Origin of the sequence: Gimesia sp. (genome assembly GCF_048260065.1) — a bacterium.
Classification (GTDB): domain Bacteria; phylum Planctomycetota; class Planctomycetia; order Planctomycetales; family Planctomycetaceae; genus Gimesia.
On sequence record NZ_JBLXHC010000023.1, the window covers coordinates 25,965 to 44,405 of the forward strand.

Below are 18,441 nucleotides of genomic sequence, written 5' to 3' on the forward strand. Positions count from 1 at the left end.
GAGAAGTACATGTCGAATCCCCTGTCTCCAAAAGAACTGGACCTCATCAATGCTTATTGGCGGGCAGCGAATTATCTATCAATCGGTCAGATTTATCTTTTTAAAAATCCGCTGTTGAAGGAACCATTACACAAAGAACATATCAAACCGCGCTTGCTCGGCCATTGGGGAACGACACCGGGGTTGAATTTTATCTATGCTCATCTCAATCGAATCATCAAGCAGCATAATCTCAGTATGATGTTCATCACCGGGCCTGGACACGGGGGACCAGGGCTTGTAGCGAATACGTATTTAGAAGGAACTTATACCGAACATTATCCGAACATCACCCGAGATGAAGTGGGAATGAAGCGACTGTTTAAACAGTTCAGTTTTCCAGGTGGTATCCCAAGCCATGTGGCCCCCGAGACGCCCGGAAGTATCCATGAAGGTGGTGAATTGGGTTATGCATTATCGCACGCTTATGGTGCAGCATTCGATAATCCAGACCTGATCGTGGCCTGTGTGATTGGTGATGGCGAGGCAGAAACAGGTCCTCTCGCCACAAGCTGGCATTCTAACAAGTTCCTGAATCCGCAGCGCGACGGAGTTGTTTTGCCGATCCTGCATTTGAACAGATACAAAATCGCGAATCCGACTGTATTGGCCCGTATCAGTCATGAGGAACTAGATCATCTTTTGCGAGGTTACGGATACAATCCGTATTATGTCGAAGGTCACGATCCCCAGGAGATGCACCAGCTTATGGCTGCGACAATGGATCAAGTCACTCAAGAGATTCAACATATTCTATCCAATGCGCGACAGGACCAGGATTCCACTCGTCCCCTCTGGCCGATGATTGTACTGCGAACGCCCAAAGGTTGGACCTGCCCCAAGGAAGTAGATGGTTTACCGATCGAAGGCAGTTGGCGTAGTCATCAGGTGCCATTGGGGCAAATACATGAGAACCCAGATCACTTACAGTTGCTGGAGCAATGGATGCAGAGTTACAAGCCCGATGAGCTGTTTGACGAGAATGGTCGTCTCAGAACGGAGATCGCAGATCTTGCGCCGAGAGGCGAGCGGCGGATGGGAGCAAACCCACATGCAAATGGCGGGGCACTGTTGAAGAGCTTGCGACTACCTGACTTTAGAGACTATGCAGTTGAGGTCCCGCATCCGGGAAGTGTCACAGCCGAAGCAACGCGCGTGCAAGGCAAGTTTATCCGTGATGTGATGAATCTCAACCTTGAGTCACAAAACTTTCGCATCTTCAGTCCAGATGAGAACGCCTCAAATCGCTGGGCGGACGTATTTGATGTCGCGGAACGTAGTTTTATGGGCGAGATATTGCCCACTGATGATCACCTTTCTCCGAACGGCCGTGTGATGGAAATGCTTTCCGAGCACCAGTGCCAAGGTTGGCTAGAAGGTTATCTATTAACAGGGCGGCATGGCTTTTTCAATTGTTACGAAGCGTTCATACATATCATTGATTCGATGTTCAATCAGCATGCCAAATGGATTAAGATCTCTAAAGACATTCCCTGGCGACGGCCTATTGCTTCACTGAATTATTTGTTGTCATCACATGTCTGGCGTCAAGACCATAACGGCTTCAGCCATCAAGATCCCGGCTTCATCGACCATGTAGTCAACAAGAAAGCCGAGATCATCCGTGTCTATCTGCCACCAGACGCGAACTGTCTGCTTTCCGTTACTGACCATTGCCTGCGCAGTCGCGATTATGTAAACGTTATTGTGGCTGGCAAACAACCCTCGCAACAGTGGCTCACGATGGATCAAGCCATTAAGCATACGACGGCGGGAATCAGTATTTGGGAGTGGGCGAGTAGTGACCAGGGAAGCGAACCCGATGTTGTTTTAGGGTGTTGTGGCGATGTACCCACACTCGAAACGTTGGCCGCCGTCGAGATCATTCGTCAAGAATTGCCTGAGTTGAAGGTACGCGTGATTAACGTTGTCAACTTGATGAAGCTCCAATCTCCTCAGGAACACCCACATGGACTGTCGGATAAAGACTTCGACAGCCTGTTCACGAATGATAAGCCGATTATCTTTGCGTTCCACGGCTATCCCTGGTTGATCCACAGGTTAACGTATCGCAGAACGAATCACAAGAATTTACACGTACGCGGTTACAAAGAAGAAGGGACAACAACCACGCCGTTTGACATGGTTGTTCTGAATGATCTTGATCGTTTTCATCTTGTTCAAGATGTGATCGACCGCGTGCCAAATCTCGGCGCCAAAGCAGCCTACTTAAAACAAGCCGTTCGAGACAAACTGATCGAACACAAACATTACATCTCCGAATACGGTGAAGACATGCCGGAAGTTCAAAACTGGACTTGGCCGGGAGGGGGACAGTGAGGTTGATTCGATGTCGATTCTCGTTCTGAATGCCGGATCTAGTACGCTCAAATATGCTCTGTTCGATGAATTGGCTCACGAACAACTTGCCAGAGGTGTGATAGATTGGCAAACTCAATCTGAAAAAGTCAGATTAGAATTACAAACTCAGTCAGCGAGTCAAACACAATCTCGTTCGGATATTTCAAATAATCGTGATGCCGTTAAATGGATTCTGCATGTGTTGGCAGACATCAACCTGGGCGAATCGATTCGAGCTGTCGGTCATCGCATCGTTCACGGCGGTACATATTTCTGCCAGCCAACGCTCATTAACGAACAGGTTCTTCAATCGTTAGAACAAGTCTCCAAACTCGCCCCGCTACACAATCCACCAGCATTGATGACGATTAAAGCAGCACAAAAATATCTTCCAGAAGCTATGCATGTCGCTGTGTTTGATACTGCTTTTTTTGCTGATTTGCCGCCGAGTGCTTATGTTTATCCAATCCCTTACGAATGGTATGAACAATACGGTATTCGTCGATTTGGCTTTCACGGGATCAGCCATCAATACTGTTCGACACGTGCCGCAGAAGTGCTTGGTCGGCAATACGACGATTCTCTTCGATTGGTAATATGTCATCTAGGCAACGGCTGCTCTGCGACTGCCGTGCATGGCGGACGCCCTTTGGCTACAACGATGGGGTTCACACCGCTGGAAGGGTTAATGATGGGTACCCGCAGCGGCTCGATCGATCCTGGAATCTTGATTTACTTGATGAAACAAAAAGACTTCGATCCTGAGCAGCTCGATCAAAGTTTGAATCATCAATCTGGTTTGCTTGGAGTGTCGGGAATTTCCTCTGACTTTCGCCAAATTGAACAGGCATCCCAAGCCAAAAACGAACGCGCTCAACTGGCGATGAAATTGTTTACAGAGCGAATCCAGTCAACCATTGGTTCTCTTGCGGTTTTGCTGGGAGGCATCGATGGCTTAGTCTTTACTGCCGGTATCGGTGAACATTCTCCGCTGTTGCGAAGCTGCGTATGTGACAAACTACCATTTCTTGGGCTGAAACTTGACGAGGTCAAAAATCAAAGTGCTCATGCGGATTGTGATCTCGCAACAATCCAGTCAGCAGGTCGCATTTTACTCATTCAAACTCGCGAAGAACACATGATCGCACGCGAAACAGAACGACTCTTAGAATTATCTCAGTCCAGATAGGCAGATGAACATGATCGTATTAAAGGGTTCTAATATAAATGAACATTTTGAGGTAGTTTGTCACTGGATATAGCGAGTTATGAAACGACAGCAAGCGATTCCCGATGATTCATTACATCGGGAATCGCTTTTGCCGACGATCTTTCCTCACTCAATTGAGTGGACAACACTTGGGGCAAGGAAGTTCCTCACCCGTGATTGGGCAGACAAAATCGGCACTGTTGCTTTGAGTGTCAGCGTTGGCGCGCACATCAGTATAGACTAAACCACCAACCCCCAAAGGTAATGCAATTAACGCCGCCCACAACCATTTATTTCTCATGACAACCTCCATTTTACAAAGCGTTCGACCATCTGGCAGGCTACATACCTGCAAACAGACGAACAGAGTTAATTGTTTTCAACTGCTTTTGGAATTTTGCCGGTATAACCGGCGGTTTGTATTGCATTCAGGATGTCTTCATTTGGAAAACTACAGCATGATTCTGTAGCGATGTTTGCATATTTCCCGGTATAGTCCACTTTTACTGCTAACACTCCCGGCACATCCATAATCGACTTCTCAGCAATCGCAGCACAACCTTCGCAGTGCATTCCTTCGATGGCTACGAAGGTCGTTTTGATGAGTGGGTTACTTGATGTGATTACCTCGTCGCTTTCTCTCCTGGCCAAGATGAAACCTATGTAATTTGGGAACAACATAAACACAACGGCAACAACCGTCACGGCCCACAACATGATTTTGTTCATGGACATCATATTAAATCGATTACGTTTCGAGGTGCCGGAGTTAGAGCAACAATCGGTGATACAATAGACGCCACCCGTGACCGTCTGCCTGGGCCAGTAAGTAAAATAAAATGCTGCCGTCAAAAAAACGATTGTCAAAGTGCTGAACACTGGCCTGTATGATTCTAAAATGCCAGCAATCCCCGCACCTGAAATACCAAACAGAATCAATAGCAAAGGCAACCAACAACAACTGGATGCCATAATCGCAGATAGAATCGTTCCTACTTTTGTAATGGTTTCCGCTCTATTCGACTGGCTGGATGATTTGTCTAATTCTGATGTGGCAATAGCGATACCTTTAGTAACACTGCTAAGACAGCATGCGCCCGCTGGATTCTCAGTTTTACATCGGCAACCAGGATTTTTCATCTTCTTCCGAATGTCGTCTAGAGCATCCGACCGGCCTTTTGTTTCAAGTTCCTTTTTGATCGTGGCTATAGAATATCCAAAGCAGTAGCACAAAGGCCGTGCGCCGCGCGTCTCTTTCACTCCCACTGGTACTTTGAGCTGATCTTTTGCGAAAGTCTGGCTGTCAGAGAAATAAACAACACTGCACCCAGTGGCATTACAAAATTTGTATTCCACGTCATCAATGTTGCTCACGAATTCATTCTTGAGCAAAGCCCTAAGTGTGAGTGGTTTTACTCCTTTGCTTTTGCCGCCACATTCTGGGCAAGTGGCTGTCCTGGACATAGTGAGTTCCATAGTCATTCTTTTCGAGTTAGTGTTGACTTTCTACCGTCAAGTGCTTCTAAAATGGGGCATTCGGCTGTCTGCTTTCTCTTTCCACACGCCGTGGAAAGTCGAACCAGGGCCTGCTTGATCTTGCGGAGAGTAGCAACTTTACTTTCTATGTCGGCTATCTTCACGCCAACTTTGGCCTTTACATCCTCGCAACAAAATTCTGAATCCACTCGCAACGATAGGAGTTCCTTGATTTCTTTCAACGTAAATCCAAGTTCCTTGGCCCGGCTAATAAACGTGAGTCGTTTGACAACATCAACATTGAACTGTCGGTAGCCCGATGCAGAGCGGGTTGGTTTCTCTAACAAACCTTCGCGCTCGTAGAATCTGACGGTTTCAATGCCGACTCCTGCTTGCTCGGCTACCTTTCCGATTGTTAGTAGTTTCATGGCTGTTTCCTTCATCTATAGATATTATCGAGCCTGTACCATACTACAGAGTCAAGACTAAATCGAATAATTTGCTATATTCACACTCTGAAAAAGGAGAGTGCTATTCAAATTTCGGCGAAAAACAAAGGGGACATTCCACGATTAGTGGGACTACAACTCGACAAAAATAGAATTTCGTCTGAGTATAAACCGCATAATAGAAAAGAACGGATAAGCAAATACTGTTTTAAACAGCTTCGTCGAAGATTACGTTTTTGCGTCTTCGGCAAAACGCGGGTCTTCGATTCCCAGCTTAAGCTTCCATTCCATCACACTGCAATAGAGCACGGGCACGACCAGCATCGTCATGACTTCGATCAGCATGCCACCAAAGCTGGGTATCGCCATCGGAACCATAATGTCAGAGCCACGGCCCGTGGATGTAAGTACGGGAATCAGGGCCAGGATCGTTGTCGCGGTTGTCATCAAGCACGGTCGAACTCGACGCACCCCAGCTGCGAGAGTTGCATCACGCGCTTCTTTGACGGAACTGATGCGTCGTTTTCGAAAACTTTGATCGAGATAGGATGTGATTACCACGCCATCGTCGGAAGCAATTCCAAATAATGCTAAGAAGCCGACCCAGACTGCGACGCTTAGATTGATTTGGTGAACTTGGAATAGAGTCCGCATATTGGTGTCAAATAGACTGAAATCTAAAAACCATGATTGGCCATATAGCCAAAGCATGATAAACCCACCAGACCAGGCGATCATGATGCCGCTGAATACAAGTGAAGTGGTGATGACCGACCGAAATTGAAAATATAAGATCAAAAAGATGACAAACAGAGCTAAAGGCAAGACGACCATCAGGGTTTTTTGCGAGCGAATTTGATTTTCATAGCTACCCGCAAAAGTGTAACTGACGCCAGGCGGAAGAACCAATGTACCATCATCAATCTTTTGTTTTAAGAAGCGTTGGCATTCTTCAACTACATCTACTTCGGCATTGCCAGGCTTCATGTCGAACAACACATAACCTAACAAAAATGTGTCTTCGCTCTTGATGGTCTGTGGACCGCGCGTGTAACGAATTTTGGCGAGTTGTTCGAGTGGAATTTGCTGTCCTGCCGGTGTAGGTACGAGTATACGGTCAAGTGTCTCGATCTCGTCGCGTAGCTCGCGTGCGTAACGTACTCTCACTGGGTAACGTTCGCGGCCCTCCACTGTCGTCGTGATTTTCTGCCCACCGATGGCAACTTCAATCACATCCTGTACAGTGCGGATGTGCAAACCATATCGTTTTATAGCATCACGGTCGATATCGATTTCCAGGTATGGTTTGCCAACAATTCGATCTGCAATTACAGCTGATGCCTCTACAGAGGGTACTTTTTTCAGAAGTTGTTCGATGTCCAGCGCCACACGCTCGATGGTTTCCAAATCAGGGCCTTTCACCTTGAGACCCATCGGCGCTCTCATACCACTCTGCAGCATCACAATTCGCGCGGCGATCGGCTGCAGCTTCGGCGCAGATGTTGTGCCAGGTAAATCTGCCGCAGCGGTGATTTCTTTCCAGATATCATTGGGCGTGCGAATGTGGTCACGCCATTGGCGGAATGCTCGTCCGTTGGAGTCTTCAATAAGATTCCCTTTTTCGTCCCGTATGAAATCGCTCTTAGTATCATCGTAACGGAATTTGAGACGATGCCCATCCTTATTTGTTATATACTCAGACTTATAAGCGATAACTGTTTCGATCATCGAGATGGGAGCGGGATCAAGCGGACTGTCCACACGGCCTACCTTGCCAACAACAGATTCCACTTCCGGGATCGAGATCAACAGGCGGTCTTGAAGTTGAAGCACGTCCATTGCCTCGCCGATCGATGCGTGTGGCATCGTGGTTGGCATGTAAAGGAACGATCCTTCGTCTAGAGGGGGCATAAATTCTTTGCCTAGCCCCGGCAATGTATTGGCGATCGCTTTCCAAGGAGTTGAGTTACGAATTGGCGCGGGGAAAAATCCAAAAACACGATCAAATCCCAACCAGACGCAACTTCCCAGCATTAGTATCACAATGGGAATCATTAGAAAGAGTCCCTTGTTTCTTAGGCACCAGCGCAGCAGCGGTTCGTAGATGAATCGCTGAAAGATTTGGAAGAACGCCAGCAAACCACCAATTAACAGGACAACGAATAATAGATTCCGAACAAAGCCCTTGTCCGGTCCTAATGGAAGCCAGTGATCGGTCAAAATCAGCCCCACTACCACCACAGCAACGCCATTCGCGGACCAGGGGCCATACTGATTCAGACTTTTAGGTATCCGGGATTCCAGCAGTTTGTACGTGCCTAATGCCATTACAATAGCTCCGACCCACCACGGAATAGAAAAGTAAGTTATCGAGCTGTCTGAACTCATAGGCATAGCGGCTAGAATAGCGAGCAAAAGGGTAATCATGCCAACGAAGATCACACTCCAGTGGAGATATCGCCTGAGTGCTTCAGAACGTAAGCGCCCCGTAAACAATACGTGAGCGACTGGTGGAATAATCGTTAAGGCTACAATGACTGATGCAATCAAAGCAAACGTCTTAGTAAACGCCAATGGTTTGAATAGTTTGCCTTCAGCACCGATCATCGTAAATACCGGCAAGAAGCTGATAATGGTCGTGGAGACAGCCGTCAACACTGCGCCTGCCACTTCGCGCGACGCATTAAAAATGACTTTCAATCGGTCTTCGTCTGGATCAGCTTCTTCCAGATGTTTGAGAATATTCTCACAGAGAATAATCCCCATATCGACCATTGTGCCGATGGCGATGGCAATACCAGAAAGCGCTACAATATTCGCGTCTACGCCGAAGGTTTTCATCCCGATGAAACACATCAGCACGGCGAGTGGTAACAGAGCACTGATTAACACAGAACTTCGCAGGTGCATGACGCTGATCAGAATGACGATGATTGTTACTAGAATTTCTTCAGTGAGCGCAGTATTCAGTGTCCCAAGCGTCTCATAGATCAATCCAGTGCGGTCATAGAAAGGGACAACAGTGATCTGACTGATCGTAGCCCACTCGGGTCGCTTGTTGCGGTCCAAGGATCGTAAATGCTGAACCCATGCGCTGTTGTTAAGTAAATCGTTTTCATAGGCATCGAAGCCATGTGCCTTTGCGTACTGTGTGATCTCCTTTCGCGTTGTTTTCTTGAAGTCGATCAATACCTTAGTTGGCAGCCCCGGTGATACCTCGCCGATCATTCTCTTGACGTTCTTGATCGCCGCTAGAGGGTTGTAACCATAGCGGACAACGCATACGCCGCCAACAACTTCTGCACCTTCTTTATCGAGCGCACCACGCCGAAGCGCGGGCCCCAAAGTCACTTTCGCAACGTCCTTGATCGTGATGGGGACGTTGTCATGAACTTTGAGAACCGTTTTTTCAAGGTCTTCAACTTGCTTAATAAAACCCAAGCCACGAACGACGTATTCCGCTTTATTCAACTCGATCGTACGTGCGCCGACATCTACGTTCGTCATACGAACGGCATTAAATACTTCTCCCAGGCTTACTTTATTTGCTCGCATGGCGTCGGGGTCAACGTCAATTTGATATTCCTGGACAAATCCACCAATCGAAGCGACTTCACTGATACCTTCCGCTGAATTCAGTGCGTAACGAACATACCAATCTTGTGTGGTTCTCAACTCGTGCAGGTCCCAGCCTCCTACAACGTTTCCATCCGGATCGTATCCTTCGAGCGTATACCAAAAAATCTGACCGAGGGCGGTTGCGTCAGGTCCTAGTGTTGGTTGAACGCCTTCAGGGAGCGTCCCTGTGGGTAAACTGTTGAGCTTCTCCAGTACTCGCGTACGAGACCAATAGAACTCGGCTTTTTCGTTGAAGATCACATAGATCGTGGAGAAACCAAACATCGAGTAACTACGGATCGTCTTGACCTCGGGGAGGCCGAGCAAGGCAACTGTGAGCGGATACCCAATTTGGTCTTCGACATCTTGAGGTGAACGCCCCATCCACTGCGTGAAAACGATTTGCTGGTTCTCGCCAATGTCAGGAATTGCATCTACCGGCACTGGATCGCGTGGTAGGCTACCCAAGTCCCAATCGAATGGAGCCACCATCGCGCCCCAGACGAGGATTACAATCACCATCAACAAGACAACCAGTTTATTATTCAGGCAGAACCAGATAGTCTTGTCGAGCAAAGAATGCGGCTCAGGTACTAGATTGGGATTTTCGGAATCAGTTACCATCATTTTTCCTGTTGACATTCATGGACAGGGATGCCCTACGGTTTTTAGTGACTATGTCCCTTATGGTTGGTGTGAGCTCCCTGTTTTTCCTTGTCGAACGAAATCAAGTTGACTCGATCCGCACACTTGAGCATTGTGGCTCCGAAATAGGGATTTCTGATCTGGTCATTATTCTGGAGCCAAATCGCTCCACGCCCCTTGAATGCCATCGGACAATGCAGTTCGTAGAGAGGCCGATTATTTCCTACTTCAAACGTCTTTATAACGACCAAGATTTCTTCTGAAAGTAAAGTGAACGCTTCTCTCATCGATTTAATGTCTTTAGCCTCGATGACTTGATCTGTAATCTTGCTGAGATTGCCAAATTCTTTCTGCCAAACTGTTAATGCTTTCTCATTCAGATGCGATGTTTGGATCGTACCGAGTACCTGACGCAACTTAGGACCTGTTGCCAATGCAAGTTTTTCGTTATCCGATGCCAGGGAATTCGCTAGTGCAAAGTAAGTGTCTAACAATGGCAACAATTGATTCTGAAACTCGATAGGCACGTCGATCTTGATGATCGCTTGCTGATGGTTGCTGTGGGTCAGACCAAATTGCTCGCGAGCTCGCTGAATGTGTCGTTTTAGTTGAAGATAAATCCGATCAGAATCTTGCAACGACGCGACATCACGTCCTTCAACTACGTCATTTGATAGTAACATTGAAAATTCACGCCAAAGCATTTCTACATGGCCTGTCAGTTGTTTTTTGTTGACTTGACTCAACTTCACTCCCAACTGATCAAAGGCTGCACGGATTTTTGCCAAATCGGCTTCTTCAACAGCCGTTGTGACACTATTGAACGCATTTAATACTGCGTCAAGTTGTGAACGGAACTGGGAAGGCAACGTCATTTGCTGGCCTGCTGTTTCACCCTGCTGCGTTTTTTTCTCGCTCTTTGCGCCACCATGATCATGTCCGCCGCCGCCACCGCCGCCACCTCCTTCGGGTGTCATCATTGACGGCTTGGCGGAAATTTGCAGAGCGCTGTCTAGCTTAAAGTTACCGTTGGTGACGACAAGGTCTCCTTCCTTTAGTCCGTTTCTTACAAGGTAGTACGCACCTGCACGCGGGCCTAACACAATTTCACGGCCTTCAAATGTAGGTTCTTTCGCAGTAGGAATTTCAACATATACAATTGCTCGTGTACCAGTGAGGAGTGCAGCCGATACTGGAATGACAAGTGGTTTCGGTTTGTTTTCAGGATTGCCCATAACGTCACCTAATGTCTCGGCCCGAACTAATGGCATGCCACAGATATCGCAGTTTCCAGGTTCGTCCTTGACAATTTCAGGATGCATAGGACTAATCCACTTACCCGTAAGATCTTCATCTATCACGCGTCCTCCCGAAGCGAGTTGTGAACGTACTACGGCACGTACAAACATTTCTGGTTTGAGCTTGCCATCCTTGTTAGGCACATTGACTCGTACTTTGACGGTTCGGGTATCCTTGTTTAATACAGGGTCAATAAACGCAATGCGGCCCGTAAAAGTCTCGCCTGGGTATGCTTCAGTTGTGAATTCCACTTTTTGCCCGTAGTGGAGCCAAACCAAATCAGATTCATAGGCATCGAGTTTAACCCACACCTGATTCAAGTCAGCAACAGTATAGATTCGATCTCCAGTGCGCACGCGGTCTCCTTCTTGCCGCAGCTTTTCGATTATGACGCCGCCAATCGGCGAGAAAATGGTGATATGATCAGTCGGGGCACCACGCTGTTCAATGTCTTTGATCTGTGAAGCTGACAAGCCAAGAAGTCGGAGTTTTTCGCGTGCGGAAGCGACAAGATCGATTGGCTGTACGAGTTTTGTGGATGAAGAAGTGCGATCGCGTTGGTATTTTAATGCCTGAATTAACTCCTCTTGAGCAGCATATAACTCTTCGCTGTAGATGTAAACTAGATGGTCGCCCTTCTTGACTTCGATACCGGTGAAATCGACATATAGGCGGTCCAGGCGGCCGGAAACCCATGCCGTGATATAAGAGAGTTTCGTTTCGTCATATTCTACTTTTCCGACCATACGTATTTCAGCAGTAACATAACGTCGCTCGACAGGTGTAGTCTCGATTCTCATCAACTTCCGCGCAGTGGGGCTAATTGTGATAGTCCGTATGCCGCCTGCTGACGTCGTGACAGGCACCAATTCCATACCGCAGATAGGACACTTACCTGGACCATCACGGCGAATCTGGGGGTGCATCGAACAGGTCCAGATCTGAGACACATTTTTGTGCTCTGTATGGGGCCCACCGGATTTGGCCGAATTGACCGTCGACGAACTATTTTTCATAGACCATGCAATGCTGAAGCCGATTATTAGTAGAACAGCTGCCTGTCCTATCCACAACTTGCCAGCATGTTTGCCATAGATGCGACTCCACCAATTTCCATGAAAAGAATCATTCATAATCGGCCTTTATTCATCATGACAAACAGGTATTATTTGTTCAAACATAGGATAGCCAATAAGGTTTATGCTTTCTTTCGCTCGAGATTTGACCATCGAAACTTATACATTCACAAGTCTGTTTGTGTTTCTCTTTGTTTGTCTTTTAAGAAATATACGAATTTGATTCATCAATTTAGAACGGGCTGTTTTTTCTCATTCAACCATGAAATGATTTCGTTGACTTCAGCAACGTCCCGTACCCCAACCAATGTGATGTGACGCGACCCTTGTTTCCAACTGGCAGCGATTTGTTTATCTAATTCAACCAGACAGCATTGCTTATCTTTACAATAGACTGAAATATTGGGCCTGTCTCCAAACCATTCTTTAGTTTCTTTATCGTCATGCTCAAAAATAGCCATTTTACTGCCATCGTTTCGTTTGCAAATAGATTGTACACAAGTGCAACACGGCATCTTGATGACATGAGTTGACTCAAGGGTATATTCAGCGGGCAGACCGTTGGCAACGGATGGCCGGTAGCCTATTTGCTCGACCGCTCGATTAGGGTCAATGAGCTTGTTCTCGTACTTCCCAAGCAGAATCTGTTGAGCCGCATCAGGATCGTGGACAAATTCGTCAAGATAATGACTGAACACTGCTGTAAAATGAACATGATTACCATGAGTAAACCATGACTGATAAGTGAACCAGCTGATTCCAACAGCAGTGAGGATTGTTGCTGCCAATACAAACAACTTAGGAACCGAGAACGAAAGCCGTCGATCATTATGATCCGGTTTGAGAATGGGATTTTCGCAGATAGACTGCTCGTCTAATTTCTGATTGATTTGACTCCAAATTTGTTGAGTTGGCACAGGCTCGCTGAGAACGCTGGCCATTCGCGAGAGTTTTTCGAACCCAGTAAGTTCTCCTGCACATTTTGTGCAAGTGCCGATGTGTGCCGACACGCGGTCCCTTTGGTCATCTGCTAACTCGCCATCATAGTAGGCGGAAAGTAATTCTTGAACTTCGGAACAATTCATGTTACGGCTCCCAACCCAGATCAGCAAGTTGCTGCTGTAATTCGCGTCGTGCGCGATTCAGCCGTGATCCAACGGTTCCTTCTGGAATTTCCATGACTTCAGCGATTTCGCGATATGACAGACCTTGAACTTCACGGAGTACGAAGATTGAAAGCAACTCTGGCTCGATTCTTGACAGAGCTACTTCCAATAGTTCCTTATGATCTATACGTTCAGATTCGGGATTATGTTGGCTCATCGGTTCGTGTGAGAGATTTTGAAAATTCCAACGACGTCCTTTTCTAAGGTGTTGAAGTCCTTCATTTATGGCAAGTCGATAAAGCCAAGTTTCGAACTTCGATTGAGATTCAAACTGGTCAATCTTACGAAATAATTGTAGAAAAACTTGTTGAGTTACATCTCCCGCATCTTGTAATCCAACGGTGCGAACCATGAGCCGGTAAACTTGCCGATGACACAACTCGTATAGGTACTGTTGTGCACTACGTTCTTTTGAACGACATCTTTCTAATAGGCCAGCGTCAATTTCAGTCGCATCGCTAACATACTTCGATGTTGTTGTGTTTTTAGATGCCACGGCAAGTAAGTTTCTTCATGGGATTTCAAAAAATGAGCATGAAACAAAAGGTTGCATCTTTGATTTACCCTGATTCTAAGCAAATTCACGATAATGTCTGATCATTAATGATGAGATGTATTTTCTCTAGAGCAGCGTAGCATACCATTTGGTTCAGAACAACTACGAGTATTGATGTACTGTTTCATAATATTCGTCAAATTAATATGAGGCTAAGGAGACTTCCGATCTTTGCTGATAAGTCAGGTCCGTTGATCTGACAGAAATTCAATTCGTAAATCATCTCGAAAAAGAATTTCATTTTCATGAAGAAACTGTAGTGATTGTGCATCTAAAACAAGGTGCTGCAAAGTCGTTATGTGGACATGGTTGTTTTTGTTTCTAAGATATACGAGGATTTTGATGAAATACATGGTTCCTTTTAGTCTCTTGTCAGTCATATTTATTTCAATTTTCCTATTTGGTTGTGGTTCTGATCGTACTCAACCAACTGACTCAAGCTCTCCTTCTACCAGCGATGGCCACGTCGACCACAGCCACCAGGGTATGAACGGACAAAGCGACATGGAAAAAATGAACGTCGCACTTTCGAAATTGTCTACTGAAGACGCAGCTTCAGCAGAGAAACAGCATGTTTGTCCTGTCTCAGGTAAGATGCTCGGTGTGATGGGACCACCTCAAAAAGTCGATGCTAACGGTCAGCCAGTATGGATTTGCTGCGATGGCTGCAAAGATAAGCTGCTCAGCAATCTCGATGAATATCTCGCTAAGTTGAAAAAAGAGTAGCCGAGACATAAGTACTATTTTAATCACCGCTATAGTTGGCTGCGCTTGTAAGATTCAGCAAGAATGACCGACGAGGGTGACGATGTATTTCTTTTCCATATCAGATCATCCTTGAATTGGAATACGTAAAGGATCTGAAAGTCAAACGATCTTTGCAACCCCATTTATGAATTCTGACGGAGCACTAGATCGTTCCAAACTGATCTACGGAGACGCTCCATTGTCTCTGAAACGAAAATGGTTGTTCCATCCTGTCCGTAATTGCCCACGATGATTTCTTGCTCTCCCACATAAGCCCGCCGAGTGGAAGATTGAGCGGCCTGTTGTAACGTCTGAATCATTTCAGGAGATGCACGATGATGTATTTCCGCCTGCAACATTGCTTCTGGGAAGACAACGGCAATGTGGTGACCCAGTGAGTCACTGTCCTGCATGCGAGCACAGACAGTATTTATGTGACTCTGTACAGAATCTTTGGCGTGATGTCGCATCTGCAACACCGCCGGCAGCATGGTCTTGGCCTCTTCGTCGAGAGCGATCCTCTTTTCAACCACTCAATCTGATATTTCTCGACGAAAGTCATAAACGAGGAACAGTGTCGCCAACACCGCGAGTGGCAGATTAACCGCCAATAGTAGTTGAAAACGAATTGATCGAGTGTGAAGCGGCAAATTTAAGTTAATAGTTATTTCCTGGAAAATATTCTTGCCAGATAAGTTCTCGCGACACACTTGCTGCAGTTTCTTTCAAGTAACGTGACAGCCAGACTGAAAAACATCGAAGCATGATATATTATCGATGCTCGTCACCAACCAGTTAAACTCTCGTTTAGAATTTGGTAGGGTCACAATCGTGACTTTCGCCGCGCGATATGATCAATTGCCTCCTTGGTATCAAGTTCGCGGGTTGAGTTGCCCGTACGAACGAAGTACCACGCCCTCCCTTCATGCTGGACATACACGGGGCGTTCTGATGGCTCGATCAACACACGGCACACGTCACGGCCGTCGATTTCCTGGAAGACAGCGTGCAGCAACGTGCACACGTCACCGCCGAGTGCGTTTTTGACCAACTGCATCAGCAGCAATTCAAAGCCATCACGGTCCTTTTTTCGCAAGGTGGCGTAGTCATCTTCCAAGCCGACAATTGATCCATCATCGGCTACACCAACCAGTAGGTCACCACCATCATGGTTCAAGAACCCAGCAATCGTTTTGGCAATCACTATCTCGAGAGCCTTATTGCACTTCTTCTGACGGTGGTCCCACCGCAGCGAGGATTTGAACTCGACGACGTCACTTTCTCCCGCAGCGATGAGTAAGTGGATCGTCATCCCCAATTTCCGGTCCAGTTGAGAAACGAGGACCAGTTTCCGCGTGATGGCACGCGCATAGAGCCCCGATCCCATTCCCAATAATCCTCCGATCAGTGCAAACGCTCCGGTCATCAGCCACATTTTAGGCATGAAAGCGTTCCCCATCCGCGATACAACCAAGTGAAGAACGCTGGATTGCGTAAGTTCCGGATGAAATTCGAAACAATAGATGACCATTGTCACGGGATGCAAAATCAAAATTCCCAGAATAACACCGCTCAGTGTATGAACCGGCACGATCCACTTCAGCCGATCATGATGCCGTTCTGTTAATTTTCCTCGGTTGTCAGGTTTCTCATTATGCGATAGCGCTTCTTCTCTTCGAGCGGTTATCTCGGTAACCATTTTGGTTGATGGATCTCGGTCGAATGTATGATTCATTTGATTTTGCCTTCCTTGCCGATAAACCATTACGATGCTAATGGTGCTTGTACCAGCCGGATCCAAGGATGTCGTTCCAAGATGTTGTCTGGTGGCACTGGAAACATTGATCAACACGAGCGTGTGGCCGACCAGCAACGCGGGCTGAAATCATTTTGAAGTGCATCATGTAGTGACTGGGCGGTGCCTGGTGACATTGCGCGCAGTCCATTGAATTGGGGGATGGGTGTCGGAATTCGGCAATCATCCACTTGTCCGTAGAGTGGCATTGAGCACAGTCTTGGCCGAAGAGTTGGAAATGGCGGTCATCGTTTGAGTGGCAGGTGGCACAATTGAGGGCCACTTCGTCAGGCGTTATGTTGGCGTGCGGTGGCACCCATAACTTCGACCAAGTCAGCAATTTGTTGTTTACATCATCATCCTTCAATTGGCGCATACCTATCTTGGCCAGCATCACGTGGTCCATACTTGTCGCACGTTTTCCTCGGCCTTGATGCTCCAAGTGGCACTCTTTGCAGCTACTGATACTGGCATGGAACGACGTCGGTTGCCGTTGCAAAAGAGACTCGTTGTTGGCATGGCAGACGATGCATTTCGACGTCTCGATGCCGGTGACCGATGTGTGGCATGCGGCGCAATTGTTTTCCAAATGCGCATGAGCGGTCGACAATTGGCCGGGTTCGGCCAAGCGTTGCCAGGTTGCGGGTTGTTTCAGCGCAGATTCGCTCGACGTCATGGTCCACAGAACGACGAACAAAATGCTTGCAACAATGTAGATCCATTTGCTTTTCATGTGTTATTTCAGCCCTGCTTTTTCTTCTGTCGCTCACGTACGAGTCTGATTTCCACTTTCAGGCGATCTGACTGACTGCTCAGAATATCTGCCGCGGAACCATTCCCGGATTTATGTTTCGCCTCGGCAAGTTTCTCCAACTCACTCGCCAACTTAATAGATCTCTCCAGCAGCTTGATCCGCTCTTCATGACTAGTGGCGAGTTCGAGTTTCACCAGCAGAAGTTGCTGACGCGCCTGTACAACAGACTCTATACCAGTTTCTCCGTTGCGATAAGCTTCTGTTTGTACTCTTACAAGTTGCGAAAGTACGAGCTGACGCTTCTGCAAAAGTTCAACGATGGACTCCGCGGTTACAGCCGTCGGTTCTTTACCGAATGAACCAGCGGACCCCACGGTCAGAATCGTCGCAATAAAGAAGCCGGTCACAAATTGATTAAGTCGAAGTGTCGTGTTCATGGTTTTTCTCCTGGGAACATGTCAGTTAAAGATCATGCTTACCTAAACCACCTCAGACCAAAATAGATCGCGAAGTACACGTGTAGAGCCAACAGTCCGTACAAAATGAACGAGATTATGATGTGCAACTTGAGCCACTTTCCAAACCACATTTTAAATTTCTCATGGGTTGCTATGGCGTACTCGACATCGGCAATGGCCTCGGCCAAGCGAACCATTTCGCGAGGGGACGAAGCAAAGGCATCATTTGTTTGCGGCAAGGATTTCTCTGTAAGGAAGAATCTCGCAGCCTGTCTGGAAAAGAAGCCAGTGAAGTTACGGACTATGAGGGTTTCCTGAGGACGATTCGCCAGTTCTTTCTTAGTGTGATCATAAATTATTTCCAATTCACCAAGCTGGGCATTCTTCTCGCGGATTTCTGTAGAGATCTGGTTCATCAGGTATCGTCCCACAAAGCCGCTGACCACAACCAGCAACGTCATCGCTGTCAGAGCGATACCAAGTGGGCTTTCGTACTTGTGGCCGCTATGGATCACTACCAGGATTGGTCCAGTGACTCCCGCATAAATGTGCCACGCCAGCAGTGTCCGCATGGAGACGTACTTTGTCACAACTTTCTTGAGTCGTTTTACGCGTTTGACGATCATATAAGCAAGTGGCACGAGCATCAGCAGCGCACCAGTCACACCGAACACTCCGCCCCATAAACTGCCTGCGAACCGTGGTGATTCGTGAAACGGGAAACCTAGCCAGGTGATGAGCATCAACACCACCAAACCAGTCACTACGATTTTTTCACGCTCTTTCATCTTC

The 18,441-nt window shown here is 47.1% G+C and carries 14 protein-coding genes; 4 read left to right on the plus strand and 10 right to left on the minus strand.

From position 1 onward, the window contains the following. Window positions 1–9: 9 nt before the first annotated feature. The 3 genes from ACN0YN_RS28125 (at window position 10) to ACN0YN_RS28135 (ending at window position 3,854) form a co-directional block, all read left to right on the plus strand. Window positions 10–2,379, plus strand: coding sequence for a phosphoketolase (locus ACN0YN_RS28125; protein WP_145187120.1), 2,370 nt, complete (start codon window positions 10–12; stop codon window positions 2,377–2,379). 10 nt (window positions 2,380–2,389) lie between these two features. Then, the gene (locus tag ACN0YN_RS28130; protein ID WP_145187123.1) at window positions 2,390–3,589 is read left to right on the plus strand and encodes an acetate/propionate family kinase; all 1,200 of its coding nucleotides are present in this window, start codon (window positions 2,390–2,392) and stop codon (window positions 3,587–3,589) included. Window positions 3,590–3,668: 79 nt separating this feature from the next. After that, window positions 3,669–3,854 carry a hypothetical protein gene (locus ACN0YN_RS28135; RefSeq protein WP_145187126.1) on the plus strand — a complete coding sequence of 62 codons (186 nt, stop codon included), beginning with the start codon at window positions 3,669–3,671 and terminating at the stop codon, window positions 3,852–3,854. A gap of 125 nt (window positions 3,855–3,979) precedes the next feature. Here ACN0YN_RS28135 and ACN0YN_RS28140 read toward each other — a convergent pair whose 3' ends face one another. The 6 genes from ACN0YN_RS28140 to ACN0YN_RS28165 form a co-directional block, all read right to left on the minus strand. After that, complete coding sequence (locus tag ACN0YN_RS28140; RefSeq protein WP_145187129.1) at window positions 3,980–5,092, minus strand: putative iron-sulfur cluster-binding metallochaperone; 1,113 nt, start codon at window positions 5,090–5,092, stop codon at window positions 3,980–3,982. Continuing rightward, on the minus strand, window positions 5,089–5,514 hold the full coding sequence (locus tag ACN0YN_RS28145) for a heavy metal-responsive transcriptional regulator (RefSeq protein WP_145187132.1): 426 nt from the start codon (window positions 5,512–5,514) through the stop codon (window positions 5,089–5,091). The genes ACN0YN_RS28140 and ACN0YN_RS28145 overlap by 4 nt, the downstream gene beginning before the upstream one ends. A 249-nt stretch (window positions 5,515–5,763) precedes the next feature. Further along, the gene (locus tag ACN0YN_RS28150; RefSeq protein ID WP_145193832.1) at window positions 5,764–9,780 is read right to left on the minus strand and encodes an efflux RND transporter permease subunit; all 4,017 of its coding nucleotides are present in this window, start codon (window positions 9,778–9,780) and stop codon (window positions 5,764–5,766) included. A 41-nt stretch (window positions 9,781–9,821) separates the two neighbouring features. Further along, complete coding sequence (locus tag ACN0YN_RS28155) at window positions 9,822–12,230, minus strand: efflux RND transporter periplasmic adaptor subunit (protein WP_417388256.1); 2,409 nt, start codon at window positions 12,228–12,230, stop codon at window positions 9,822–9,824. A 170-nt stretch (window positions 12,231–12,400) separates the two neighbouring features. Then, window positions 12,401–13,258, minus strand: coding sequence for an anti-sigma factor family protein (locus ACN0YN_RS28160; protein WP_417388257.1), 858 nt, complete (start codon window positions 13,256–13,258; stop codon window positions 12,401–12,403). A gap of 1 nt (window position 13,259) precedes the next feature. Beyond that, entirely contained in the window at window positions 13,260–13,835 is a 576-nt protein-coding gene (locus ACN0YN_RS28165) for an RNA polymerase sigma factor (protein WP_350198714.1), read from the minus strand. A 402-nt stretch (window positions 13,836–14,237) separates the two neighbouring features. Here ACN0YN_RS28165 and ACN0YN_RS28170 point away from each other — a divergent pair, with 402 nt between their 5' ends. Continuing rightward, window positions 14,238–14,621, plus strand: a complete 384-nt coding sequence (locus tag ACN0YN_RS28170; RefSeq protein ID WP_350198715.1) for a hypothetical protein — start codon at window positions 14,238–14,240, stop codon at window positions 14,619–14,621. Window positions 14,622–15,465: 844 nt separating this feature from the next. On the opposite strand, the gene ACN0YN_RS28175 is transcribed toward ACN0YN_RS28170, so the two are convergent. Genes ACN0YN_RS28175 through ACN0YN_RS28190 form a run of 4 tightly spaced genes read right to left on the minus strand, consistent with a single transcriptional unit; the run spans window position 15,466 to window position 18,437 of the window. Then, window positions 15,466–16,377 carry an ATP-binding protein gene (locus tag ACN0YN_RS28175; protein ID WP_350198717.1) on the minus strand — a complete coding sequence of 304 codons (912 nt, stop codon included), beginning with the start codon at window positions 16,375–16,377 and terminating at the stop codon, window positions 15,466–15,468. Window positions 16,378–16,414: 37 nt separating this feature from the next. After that, complete coding sequence (locus tag ACN0YN_RS28180; RefSeq protein ID WP_350198718.1) at window positions 16,415–17,170, minus strand: hypothetical protein; 756 nt, start codon at window positions 17,168–17,170, stop codon at window positions 16,415–16,417. A gap of 8 nt (window positions 17,171–17,178) precedes the next feature. Next, the gene (locus ACN0YN_RS28185; protein WP_145187167.1) at window positions 17,179–17,628 is read right to left on the minus strand and encodes a TolC family protein; all 450 of its coding nucleotides are present in this window, start codon (window positions 17,626–17,628) and stop codon (window positions 17,179–17,181) included. 38 nt (window positions 17,629–17,666) lie between these two features. Continuing rightward, a complete protein-coding gene (locus ACN0YN_RS28190) occupies window positions 17,667–18,437 on the minus strand; it encodes a hypothetical protein (RefSeq protein WP_350198719.1) in 771 nt (256 codons plus the stop codon). Window positions 18,438–18,441: the final 4 nt, after the last annotated feature.